The sequence below is a fragment of the Desulforhopalus singaporensis genome (genome assembly GCF_900104445.1).
Classification (GTDB): domain Bacteria; phylum Desulfobacterota; class Desulfobulbia; order Desulfobulbales; family Desulfocapsaceae; genus Desulforhopalus_A; species Desulforhopalus_A singaporensis.
Window position 1 is genome coordinate 1 of the sequence record NZ_FNJI01000003.1, and the last position, 11,830, is coordinate 11,830.

At 50.8% G+C, this 11,830-nt stretch carries 7 protein-coding genes; 2 read left to right on the forward strand and 5 right to left on the reverse strand.

The annotated features are described in order from the left end of the window. Nucleotides 1-383 precede the first annotated feature (383 nt). On the forward strand, nucleotides 384-896 hold the full coding sequence (locus tag BLQ17_RS02175; RefSeq protein ID WP_092219347.1) for a DUF2059 domain-containing protein: 513 nt from the start codon (nucleotides 384-386) through the stop codon (nucleotides 894-896). Nucleotides 897-1,924: 1,028 nt separating this feature from the next. Here the strand turns inward: BLQ17_RS02175 and BLQ17_RS02180 are convergent. The 5 genes from BLQ17_RS02180 to BLQ17_RS02200 form a co-directional block, all read right to left on the reverse strand. Beyond that, complete coding sequence (locus BLQ17_RS02180) at nucleotides 1,925-4,012, reverse strand: (Fe-S)-binding protein (protein WP_092219348.1); 2,088 nt, start codon at nucleotides 4,010-4,012, stop codon at nucleotides 1,925-1,927. Nucleotides 4,013-4,104: 92 nt separating this feature from the next. Further along, the gene (locus tag BLQ17_RS02185; RefSeq protein WP_092219350.1) at nucleotides 4,105-5,073 is read right to left on the reverse strand and encodes an electron transfer flavoprotein subunit alpha/FixB family protein; all 969 of its coding nucleotides are present in this window, start codon (nucleotides 5,071-5,073) and stop codon (nucleotides 4,105-4,107) included. Nucleotides 5,074-5,120: 47 nt separating this feature from the next. Beyond that, nucleotides 5,121-5,924: an electron transfer flavoprotein subunit beta/FixA family protein gene (locus tag BLQ17_RS02190; protein WP_092219352.1), complete on the reverse strand. Its 804-nt coding sequence runs from the start codon at nucleotides 5,922-5,924 to the stop codon at nucleotides 5,121-5,123. Between the two features lie 138 nt (nucleotides 5,925-6,062). Continuing rightward, nucleotides 6,063-8,510 carry a GcvT family protein gene (locus tag BLQ17_RS02195; RefSeq protein WP_092219354.1) on the reverse strand — a complete coding sequence of 816 codons (2,448 nt, stop codon included), beginning with the start codon at nucleotides 8,508-8,510 and terminating at the stop codon, nucleotides 6,063-6,065. A 450-nt stretch (nucleotides 8,511-8,960) separates the two neighbouring features. Continuing rightward, nucleotides 8,961-10,379, reverse strand: coding sequence for a sigma-54 interaction domain-containing protein (locus BLQ17_RS02200; RefSeq protein ID WP_143005416.1), 1,419 nt, complete (start codon nucleotides 10,377-10,379; stop codon nucleotides 8,961-8,963). A 383-nt stretch (nucleotides 10,380-10,762) separates the two neighbouring features. Between BLQ17_RS02200 and BLQ17_RS02205 the strand changes: the two genes are divergently transcribed. After that, on the forward strand, nucleotides 10,763-11,830 hold the full coding sequence (locus BLQ17_RS02205) for a glycine betaine ABC transporter substrate-binding protein (RefSeq protein ID WP_092219358.1): 1,068 nt from the start codon (nucleotides 10,763-10,765) through the stop codon (nucleotides 11,828-11,830).

Here is an 11,830-nt window from a genome sequence, read left to right on the forward strand (position 1 = left end):
TGGGAACTCATCCGCTCTACCATGCAGTTATTTGAGGTAGATTCCATGGAGAGAGTCCTGCGGATAATAGTTTTTGGCAGCAAGGAGGCTTTCAAAACGTAATGGCTTCTTGCTCAACCCCAAAGACGTTGTTTCAAAGATCAAAGCCCCATGAAAAAATCATATTTCCATGGGAAAATGGATTGATGTGCCCAAGAAACAGTCAATTTTAGGAAAAAAAAGACTTCATCTCCGGATAAATCGTAGATGAAAGCCTTGCTCCTTTAAAATTCATCATGACAACCTCTGATACCTCATGAACAGTTGCGTCTTTGGCGAATAAGTCGCTAAAACGGGAATAGCTGAGATGATTATTTGCTGACCAGGAGTTAATACTGAATGCTATGAAGAAAACAAGCCTCAAAGTAATAACGATATTTTCTTTTATAATTTTTTCGAGTAACAGCCTACTTATTGCTAGAGAAAAAAGAGAAGCCATCAATGAACTGCTTGACCTTTCTGGTATAAACAGTTTGGGTGAGGAAATGGTTGATAACGCTGCTAAAGAAATGATAGAAGCTCTTCAAGAAAAAAGAAAAAATTTACCCAAAAGGGTTTATGAAATAATCAATGAAGAGAAGGATTTTTTTAAGCAAAAAGAGCTTGTTAAAAAAAAGACTCTTTATAATTTTTTATATTATGAGTGTGATAGAAAATTTTCCTATGATCAAGTCGAAGAATTAATTGCTTTCTACAAGACACCATTGGGGGAAAAAACCTTATCTATGTATAAAACTATTAATTCTGAAGGAATAAAAATATCATATAAGTGGTATAATAATAAAATTAAAATGTTTCCAAGAATGGTAAAAGAAAGACTCGAAGAAGAAGGCGTTTTAAAAACGAAGTTAGAATAGTTGTTGTTACGCACCAAATTCCAATCGTAATTTTACCAAATTAGCGATCGTAAGATTTTGGGTGTTTTTTGCAATTTTCCCACTTTATCGTCCTAATAGTGGCAGGTTTACGACATATCAGGTAAAACCATCTTTTCTTTGTTTTGTAACAGCCTAATATAACCGAGAAACTCCATTGCTCTTTTTCTGTTTTTCGCTACGCTCAAACCAGTTGGGTTTTAAAAGGCATTGGGACAGCTCCACAATATCGTCGCAATCTAACGGAAAAAAGGAAGTCTAATTTCCCTCCTAAAGAGGTTATTGAGTATTATAAAAAGCTGTTTAACTCTTCTGGATTTCAGGGTTTTACGGTTTTTAGAGCAACCAGAAAATGGAGAAGCTATCATAAATCCCACCAAGGTACAAAGTATCGAACAACAGAGTACCTTGCATCTTGGTGGGACACAAAAAATAGTTATCTTTATTCATTAATATTGAGAAATCCTACTCCAAGTAAAGTGAAAATTGAATCAAAAGAGTGGAGCGTAACCATGCAAAAGGTAATTATCTAAAGAAAATTACGTTGCTTTGCGTAAACAACTAGAGGAAATATCCAACGATAATTTGAAATAGTGACATCTTCGCTGAAAACCCTACCAATATAACGCGGACAATCTCCTTGTCACCTGTCACTTGGTACGCGTTTACGCGATGAACGAAATAAGTATCAAAGTAGGCAAATTAACATACTATACAATCCAAGCAACCACTGGAGTCAAGTGGGCAGAATCCGGACAACATCCTGAAATTGTAATCAAAATACTTGTGCCGACCGGACCACGGATTTACGAGTAACTTCGCAGACTCTGGGGGAGAGGGTGGAATTCTCCGTATTGGTGCCGTAATTGCTACTGTACAAGATAAAGATCAAGACCTCATTCTTTCTTATCCCCCAGTGTCAGGGAAGTTGCTCCCGGCAGCCAGCTCGGGGTTACAGGCCCCGAGCTGCACATGTTATTCTTAAAAACGCTATCTCACAGGCTATTACATCAGGCTTCCGCCGCAGCCGGTTCCAGGTGATCGACCGTCTGTTCGAGCTGTTTTGCGACGAGTTCGGCTATGTCGATAACCTCGATCTCAGAATCGAGATTCAGCGTTTTCACCGCATCCTGGATGTTCACCAGACAGAAAGGACAGGCGGTCACGATCACGTTTGCCCCGATATCTTTTGCCATCTGAACCCGGACAATCCCCATGCGGGTCTCCTCTTCCGGCTCGTAATAGAGCATCAGCCCGCCACCGCCGCAGCAGAACGACCGATCCTGGTTTCTCGCCATCTCCACCCTCTTTATTCCGGGGATGGAGTCGATCAGCTCCCTTGGTTCCAGGTACACTTCATTGTGGCGGCCAAGATAGCAGGGATCGTGGTAGGTATATATCTTTGTCGGGTCGGCTACCGGCTTGAGCTGCAGCCGTCCGCTCTTCACCTCCTTGAGCGCCAGCTGGCTGATATGGGAGGCGGGAGGAATATCTTCATACTCGTTTTTCAGAGCGTTCATTGCGTGGGGATCGGCGGTGACGATATTTTTGGCCCCGCACCCGGCGATGGCCTCACGATTCTGGTCCTTGAGATCCTGGAACAGCATCTCCTCGCCGAACCTTCTCACATCGTTGCCAGAGTCCTTTTCCTTCTTGCCGAGAATCCCGAAATCGATTCCCGCAGCCTGCAGAATCCGCGACGTGGCCCTGGCAATTTCCTGCATCCTGTCTTCATAGGACGTAATGCTGTCGACAAAATAGAGGGTGTCGGCAGTACCTTCCTTTTCAAGTATCTTTACATCGCACTGCGCGGCAAACTCTTCGTCTTTTGCCCACACAGCTCTCTTTTTTTCCATCTTGCCGTAGGGATTTCCCCTTTTTTCAAGAGCCTTGAGAGGAGCCTGCAACGACTGGGGAACCATTCCCTCATCCACCATGCCTCTTCTGAGATCGACGATCTTGTCGATATACTCGATCCCGATAGGACACTCCTCCTCACAGGCGCCGCAGGTCGTACATGACCAGATTTCATCCTCCTTGTAGGTGGTGCCGACGAGATCGTCACTTGGTTTTATATCACCCGTCAGAGGATAACTGTCAAACAGCCGGTCCCTGCCCTTGACGGTCAGAAAGCGTGGCGAGAGCGGTCTGCCGACACTGTTGGCGGGACAGTTGTCCGAACATCGCCCGCAGTCGGCGCAGGAGTAGAAATCGAGCATATGTTTCCAGGTAAAATCTTCGAGTTTCTTTACCCCGACCGACTCCAGGTCAAACAGCTCCTCCCCGGATACTCCGTACTGAACCGGCTTGACGGTCCCTTTCTTGAGCCGCCAGCACCAGACGTTGAACATGGAGGTGACGACGTGAAAATGTTTACCAAGCGGCAGGTAGCAGAGAAATGAGAAAAAGACGATATCGTGCGTGAAATAGGAAAGGACATGTATCGTCTGCAGACTTTCCGGGGAAAAACCGGCGAATACTTTCACCAGCAGCCATACAAGGGTAAACGGCAGCAGGAACTGCGGCTCTCCCGCAGCGACCATGGCCGCCTCGAAAGCGGCCTCGGACACCATCAAAAGAGCGATAAGCGTAAGCACGAGAACAGCTTCTTTGGAGTGGTCTTTTCCCTTTCCCTCGGGAACCCTGTACCGCTCAGGCTTTACCACCACCCGGCGATAGAGTGCAACGGCGCAGGCAGCCAGTACGGCCGTTGCCGCCAGATCCTTTACGATGTTATAGACCGCACCGAAGCCGCCGGAGAATCCCGGCAGGCCAAATCCTTCGTCTATACCGATGAACACCAGGGAAACTGCCCGGATCGACAGGATGAGAAAACCGAAGAAAATTACCAGATGGACAGCTCCCGCAGTCTTGTACCTGAGCTGCCGCGACTGCGCCAGCCAGAGCGACAAAAAGTTTTCCCAGCGCTGTCCCGGGTGGTCTTTTCGTTCATCAACCATAGCCGCTCTTAGGGGAACGAGTCGCCGTTTCACCATGTAAGCAAAAAGCGCAATACCGCCCAGGGGGATCAGGATCGATACGACCCGCAGCGGAAGACCTAACACACTGAACTCTGCCGGAGAAATCAAAGGTGACATTTTTTCAGTCCTTCTGATTAATTAAATTTAAGGCACCTGCGGTGTGGCAACACCAAAAGGTTGGCCGGACGACAGGTGCCGACAAAACGAAATCACCCTTTTATTGCCCTTATTTCCTTGGTAATGGCCGGGACAACTTCAAAAAGATCGTCGACGATGCAGTAATCGGCAACCCTGAATATCAAGGCGTCGGGATCATTGTTAACCGCAACGATGGTGTTGGAGGTGGAAATTCCTGCGGTATGCTGCATTGCCCCGGAAATCCCGCAGGCCAGATAAAGCTTCGGCGAGACCACCTTGCCGGTTTGTCCCACCTGGTCGGAATGGGGCCGCCAGCCGGCGTCAACCGCATTTCTCGATGCCCCGACGGCACCCCCGAGAAGATCTGCGAGCTCTTCAAGAATGGCGAAATCATCACCGTTCATCCCCCTGCCACCTGAGATGACATAATCAGCCTCGGTCAGCTCAACCTTTGAGGATACCACCACGTTTTCCTCAAGCAGTTCGACTTTCACCTCGCCGGTGTCGACAGCAAACCGGGATATTTCCACCGGAACCTCATTTTCCTCTATCTTCATCATGTTCGGACGAACAGAGGCCATCTGGGGCGTCCCCTCGATATCAACCTCGGCGATAACCCGTCCGCCATATAGCGGCCGGGTGGCCACCAGCCGTCCGTTCTCCAGGGAAAAACCGGTACACTCGTTTGCAAGGCCGACCTGCAGTTTTGCAGCAACCCTCGCCCCGAGCTCGATGCCGTTCGCGGTAGCCCCCATGAGCACCATTGAGGGCTCTGTTTCCTGCAGGATTGCCGCGAGAACATTAGCATACGGTTCTGCCTGGAACGATTTCAATTGCGCATCATCGGCTACGATGATCCTGTCCGCACCATATTTTGCAAGCTCCGCTGCGCCCTCGGCAACCTCTGCCCCGAGCACTACCGCGGTCAGGTTCTGTCCCAGCTCCGACGCCAGTCTCTTTCCTTCACAGACCGCTTCAAGAGAAATCTTCCGGAAGCCGTCGTTTCCATATTCTGCTATGACTGCAACACCTTGTGCCATTTTCCTGTCTCCTTATCATCCACAGAGAAATCTACTCCGTAAAATTTTCATATCACCTGGCGCTCTTCCCTGAGCAGCTTGACCAGTGCAGCGGCTTTTTCAGCCGGGCTCGCACCTTCGATAATCCTTCCGCCGGTTCTTGCCGGAGCAAGTTCGAGCTTTCTGATTTTGATAAAGGCTCCGGCTGCGCCGACACTCTTTTCGTCGATGCCGAGGTCGTCGAGCTCAAGTTCATCAAAATCTTTCTTCTTCGCTTTCATTATGGCGCGAAAGGCCGGGTATCGCGGCTCGTTCAACCCTTTCTGGGCGGTGATTATTGCCGGCAACGAGGTACGAACGGTGGCCGTGCCCCCCTCGATAAGCTTTTTGCAGGTTATGGCATCCCCGGAAATCTCCTGATGCACCACGGCTGATACAAGCGGCAGGCCAAGCATTTCGGCAACATGGGCGGGAACCTGGTAATTGTCGCCGTCAACCGCCCTGTTTCCTGCGATGATAAGGTCGTAGTCGATATCCTTGAGCGCCGCGACAATGATTTTGGCGCTGGTAAAGGCGTCCGCGCCGCCGTATACCCCTTCATCGATCTCATCGTTTACATGGACCGCGTGATCAACACCCATCGCATAAGCCACGCGGATCGCTTCGGGTACGGTGTCAGGGCCCACAGAGACCAGTGTTACAGTCCCTCCACCATCTTTTTCCTTGATCAGCAGCGCTTCCTCGATCGCGAATTCATCATAAGGGTTGATCGCCATTTTCACGTCTTCGCTGTCAATCCCGGTTGCGTCATCATTTATTGCAAGTTCGGATTCGGTATCCGGAACCTGCTTCATCAATACAACTATGTTCATTTTATTCTCCTTGTTTCCGGTACCGGGAAACCTCCGGGTTCTCGTTGAAGGTTTCCCGGCTCATACACAGCACGACAATGCTGAAGTAAAAGTTCCGTCCGCCGTTCGAGTAAAAGAGCGTCGGCTGAAAACACGTTGTTACATTTTGGTTCTCTCGTTTTTCGGATCATAGGGAGAACGGAGGTGAAGCTTCGCCGGATAGAGCCGTCCCTCCACCATCAACTCGTAACTGCCCTGCTCCATCCACTCCCGGGTTACCCCTTCTTTATTGACCAGGTAGCCCATGCCTACAGGACAGTCGATCTCAAAGCCGTATCCGCCCGAGGTAAGGGTATCGACAAACTCGCCGTTGCGATACACCGGCTCATTTCCCCACAACCTCACATCCTTGTTTTCATCGAGGGTGAACATCACCATCTTTTTCGGCAGTACCGCTCCTTTCTGCTTCTCAAGAGCGTTGCGGCCGATAAATTCCCCCTTGTCAATCTTTACGCCAAACCCGAGTCCCGCTTCGTAAGGCGTGTCATCCGGCGTAATGTCGGACTCCCAGTGACGATATCCGGTCTCAAGGCGCAGCGAGTTCACCGCCTGCATTCCGACCAGCTTAAGCCCGTGCTTTTTACCTTCCTCCATGATCGCATCGAAAACAGTCAGGGCAAAGTTGGACGGGATATAGAGTTCCCAGCCGAGCTCCCCGACATAGGACATCCGAAGCGCCAGGGGCCTGGCGTAAGCCAGATCGATCTCCTGGGCGGTTCCGTAGGGAAATGCCTCGTTTGACAGGTCGGCATCGGTCAGGGCCGAGAGCAGATCCCGCGACTTGGGACCCATTACCGCCAGCATCGCATAGCCATGGGTCACATCGGTGACGGTACAGATCGAATCCGCCGGAATCCTGCGTCTGATATAGTCACAATCCCGTACCGTGGTGCCCGCTGCGGTAACGATGAAATAACTGTCCTCTGCGGTCCTGGTCACCGTTACATCGAGCTCGAATCCGCCCTTGTCGTTTACCATCGGGGTATAGGTCGAGGTGCCTATGGGGCCGGCGATGTCGTTGGTGCAAAGCCGCTGCAGTACAGCTTCGGCGTCACGTCCCTGGACGATGAGCTTGCCCATGGAGGTGAGGTCATACATCCCCACCCCGTTGCGAACCGCTTTATGCTCCTCTTTCTGGTAGTCGAACCAGTTGGGCTTGCTCCAGCTGTATTCATGGACCGGCTTCACCCCGGCAGGGGCGAACCAGTCGGCGCGCTCCCAGCCGGCGATCATTGAGAAACATGCGCCGTTATCCTTGAGCCGGTCATGGAGCGGAGAACAGATGACAGGTCTCGCCGTTGTCCGCTGGCGGTTGGGGTAGTGGTGTTCATAGAGGATACCGACCGACTCGACCACCCGGTCGTGCAGATACCTGGAGTTCTGCTGCCAGGGGAAATACCTGCGGACGTCAACCGGCCACAGCTGTTCTTCAGGAGAGCCATTTTCGATCCACTGGGACAGTGCCCGGCCGACACCTGCCGAACTTGCGATCCCCACCGAGTTCATGCCGCAGCCGACAAACAGGTTCTTGACTCCCGGGACTTCGCCGACCATGAAGGCGTTATCCGGAGTGAAACTCTCGGCCGACACCTGGAGATGGCGAATCTGCGCTTCTTCAAGAGCTGGAAAGCGCTCAAACCCGCACTCCATGAATATTTCCAGCAGATCCCAGTCCTCGGCCAGTTCGGTGAATTTCCAGTTGGCCGGAATCCCCTTCATCCCATAGGGCTTGGCGATGGGCTCAAAACCGCCCAGAAGGATTCCCCCGGACTCTTCCTTGAAGTAAGTGTAGCCGTCAAAATCACGAACGGTCGGAAAATGTTTCTTCAACCCTTCAATGGGTACGGTGATGGCGTGGAGATGCTCCGCGGCATGAAGCGGCAGTGACGTCCCGGTCATCTTGCCGATCTGGCGGCCCCACATTCCGGCGCAATTGACCAGGTATTCACAGCTGACATCGCCCATCTCGGTGCTGACGCCCTTCACCACGCCATTCTTGGTAACGATGCCGGTAACCCGGCAGTTTTCGACAATTGTAGCGCCGCCCATCTTCGCTCCCTTGGCAAGAGACTGGGTGGCGCCGACCGGATCGACCTGACCGTCTCCTGGAAGATAAAATGCGCTCTTGAGGTCGCTGGTGTTCATCAAGGGGACCAGGTCTTCCGCTTCCTTCAGGCTGATCTCATGCATTTCGATGCCGAACGCCTTGGCCATCTGCGCACCGCGCAGCCACTCGCGCCTGCGGTCTTCAGTCTGGCAGACACCTATGGCCCCGGTCCTTACGAATCCGGTGGCGACGCCAGTCTCTTCCTCCAGCCGCGAATAGAGCTCAAGGGCATATTTGGCGAGATTGGACATCTCCCTGTTCTGGCGAAGCTGGGCAAGAAGACCGGCCGCCGCAAAAGTTGTCCCGGACCCAAGCTCCTTACGCTCCAGAACCAGTACATCCTTGAAACCTGCCTTTGTCAGATGATAGGCCGTACTGCAGCCAACAATCCCACCGCCTATGATTACGACCTGTGCATGGGTCGGCAATGCTGTGCTCATTGGTTACCTCCAATATCAGATAATCTTTTTGATCCCCTCTTGTTCAGAGCTTTCGATCGATTCATGTTTGCCTGCATACCTTTTCAACAAAACAGCCTTAACCGGGAAGCCGCCACTTCTCCGGCAAGTCCGTTCCTGTTCACACCCCATACAGAGCAAGCGGTGTGCCAGCACGCAGGTCAAACGTTGACTTCAGTCGCTGGCGCATGGTGACAGCTACTGAAAAATCTGGACAAACTACGATAAAAACGGGGAGTTAACAGATAAAGACTGAGGGAGGAAAAACCGGATTTGCAACAGCTGGCACCACCCAAAAAAAGGAGTACCCCTTTCCCGTCGATCGTCATCGCCGGAATGAAACAATGCATTTTCAGATCGACGCCCTGCATTTTAATGCAACTTTGCATTAAAAGAGGAAAGATCGGACAGCGTGTTGCAGGAAATGTTGCTTTATTTTTTCATTATCTGCTTTAATTTTCTTGATACGGTTGACTGGGACAGCCCCAATACGGTGGCGGCCTTATGCTGGCTCCCGTATTTTTCAACGGCCTCCTTGATCATAAACAGCTCCAGGTCTTTCACATTTTCAAGATCAGTCGCCTGGGCTTCATCATCAACCTTTCGATCCTTGTTTACATGGAATCTATGCGGCAGGTTATGCATGGTTATGTCCTGTTCCTCGGACATCGTGACAAGCCGTTTTACAAGATTTTCAAGCTCCCTGATATTACCTGGAAAATCGTACAATTGAAGAGCATTACGGACTCCCCTCGAGATCCTTTTGTCCATCTTGTATTCCTTGTTGAACCGGTCGAGGAAGAAATCGATAAGGGGATTGATCTCCTCCCGCCTCCTGGCAAGGGGGGGGATCTTGAGGGGAACAACGTTTAAGCGAAAGTAAAGATCACTCCTGAATTTGCCGCTGCTGACCATCTCCTCAAGGTCCCTGTTGGTGGCGGCGATTATCCGGGTGTTGACCTTGATCGATTTCAATCCACCCACCCTGACCATCTCGCCTCCCTCGAGAAACCGTAGCAATTTTACCTGCAGATGTATCGGAATCTCGCCTATTTCATCAAGAAAAAGGGTTCCGTTGTCGGCAATTTCAAACAACCCCATCTTGCCCTTTGGCGAAGCACCGGTAAACGCGCCTTTCTCATAACCAAAAAGCTCTGATTCAATGAGGGAATCGGAAATCGCACCGCAGTTCACGTCGACGAACCTGCCGTTGCGGCGGTCGGATAGACGATGCACCATTCTTGCCAGCATGCTTTTGCCGACCCCGGAATTGCCGGTTATCACCAGGGTGAGATCATATTTTGCCGCACGCACCGCTGTGGTCACCACCTGGTGCATCGCCGACGACCGGACCACAAAATCCTGCAATTCGGTGGCGGCAAGCCCCAGGTCGCTGAATTCATAGTGAACGTCGCGCTCCAGCAGCTCTTTTTCCAGGGCTTCGGTGATATTTTCAAGGCTGGTTATGTCCCGGTCATTTACCAGCACGAATCGGATCGACCCGTCGTCGCCGAGAATCGGGATTCCGGTGGCCAGAATCCGCTTACCGTTCCGGGCAAACTGAATCATCGATACCGCCCGCTTTTTCTCAAGCACCTCAAGCGCGCAGGATTTATCGTAAAACCCCGAGTCAACAATCTCCCGGACGTTTCTTCCAAGAATCTTGGATACATCAAAATCGACCATCATCTCAGTCGCTCGATTCACCATCAGAACCGTCCCTTCGTGGTTGGTGACAAACAGTCCATCCTTTGAATAGCGCATAATTGCGTCGAACACGGCTTCAAAATCGGAAGCCTCCATCCCGAATGAGCTCACCTTGCTGTCAACCATTGCACCCTGTCCAGTCATAAAATTATCGGCCGCACCGCAGTTTTTCTTTGCCCGACAGAACAACCGGCGGCCCTGTCATCCGTCCCATCAACATAGTGCCAGCAAACCGTATATTTGTCACCCTCAGAACCGGACAGCGCCAACATTTGCCGCCGCTCCACTCTCCCGAGCGGTCGGCGAAAGGCGACCACCTTTTCTCTCGAGAACCGCCGGCCATCCGGCTGTCATACTGGTACCAAAATTGCACATATTATTAAAGATAAAGGATCCATCCCGAAACGTTACCACAAATTTTGCGTCTACCGATGTTGGCCGAGCCGGGACAGGACAAAACACTATAATTTTTATCGGCAGCCTGTTATCCTCAACAGGAAAACGCCATAACATTTTACAACGGTGTCATGAGAACGACAAAAAACAAATTTTTCCCCTTTTCGCCAATCAAATCGATCGTTCTTGTCTTTTTGGCGGCTGCCATTGTGTTTGCAGCAGTAGTCGCTAAACAGCCCCAGGCGACGGTGCGGCTGCACGACGACCAGATAGAGGTTCAGCAGCTCACCAACGCCATAGCCGAATACATTCTGGAGAAGGGGTACAATTATAAAGTGGAGCGGGTGGAATCGACGATTAAAGAGATTCGCACCCACCTGATAAACGGCGACATAGACCTCACCCTTGAACTGTGGCTGGAGAACAACCTCGTCTGGTACCAAAACAGTATGGATCAGGGAATAATAAAGGATCTCGGGAAACTATACAGCGGAGGCAAGCAGTACTGGATAGTCTCCAGGTGGTATGCCGACAGCCACAATATCCGTACCATCTTCGACATGAAGAATCACTGGCAGGACTTTCTCGACCCGGACGACCCGTCCAAAGGCATCTTTTTCAACTGTATCTACGGCTGGACTTGCAGGGATATCAATAAAGTCAAGCTCCATGCATACGGGCTTGACCGATATTACAACACCGTCTCTCCCGTTTCGCCGGAGAGCCTCAAATCGATTTACAGAAACGCCGGAAAGATGCGGATACCGGTTTTCGGCTACTACTGGGAACCGAACTCCATAATGCTCACGGACAACTGGAAAATCCTCGAGGAACCGCCCTATTCCCGTGAAATATGGAAAAAAGTAATTACTTCTGCAGAAGATCCCAGTGCCACTACCCTGCAACAGGCCTGTGCCTACAATGATACCGGGGCGCACAAGGTGGCCTCGAGGAATTTTTACAAAAAGCATCCGGAACTTATTGAAATGTTCAGCAAAATGACCATCAACATGGATCATTTCAATGCCATTTTTCTCCGTAACAACAAGGAAAAACGAACCCCTTCCAGTTTCAGGAACTTTGCCCTCGAATATCTTGAGAGCCACCCGGACCAGTGGCGTTCGTGGGTGCCTGGGGAAATCGCCGACAGGATCGAGAAAAACCTCATAAAAGATGGCCATACTGCTACAGGAGACTGA

Bases quoted from the DNA above. Each gene is read 5' to 3' on its own strand.
- BLQ17_RS02195 (WP_092219354.1), bottom strand. From the start codon at position 8,510: ATGAGCACAGCATTGCCGACCCATGCACAGGTCGTAATCATAGGCGGT.
- BLQ17_RS02180 (WP_092219348.1), bottom strand. From the start codon at position 4,012: ATGTCACCTTTGATTTCTCCGGCAGAGTTCAGTGTGTTAGGTCTTCCG.
- BLQ17_RS02205 (WP_092219358.1), top strand. From the start codon at position 10,763: ATGAGAACGACAAAAAACAAATTTTTCCCCTTTTCGCCAATCAAATCG.
- BLQ17_RS02175 (WP_092219347.1), top strand. From the start codon at position 384: ATGAAGAAAACAAGCCTCAAAGTAATAACGATATTTTCTTTTATAATT.
- BLQ17_RS02190 (WP_092219352.1), bottom strand. From the start codon at position 5,924: ATGAACATAGTTGTATTGATGAAGCAGGTTCCGGATACCGAATCCGAA.
- BLQ17_RS02185 (WP_092219350.1), bottom strand. From the start codon at position 5,073: ATGGCACAAGGTGTTGCAGTCATAGCAGAATATGGAAACGACGGCTTC.
- BLQ17_RS02200 (WP_143005416.1), bottom strand. From the start codon at position 10,379: ATGACTGGACAGGGTGCAATGGTTGACAGCAAGGTGAGCTCATTCGGG.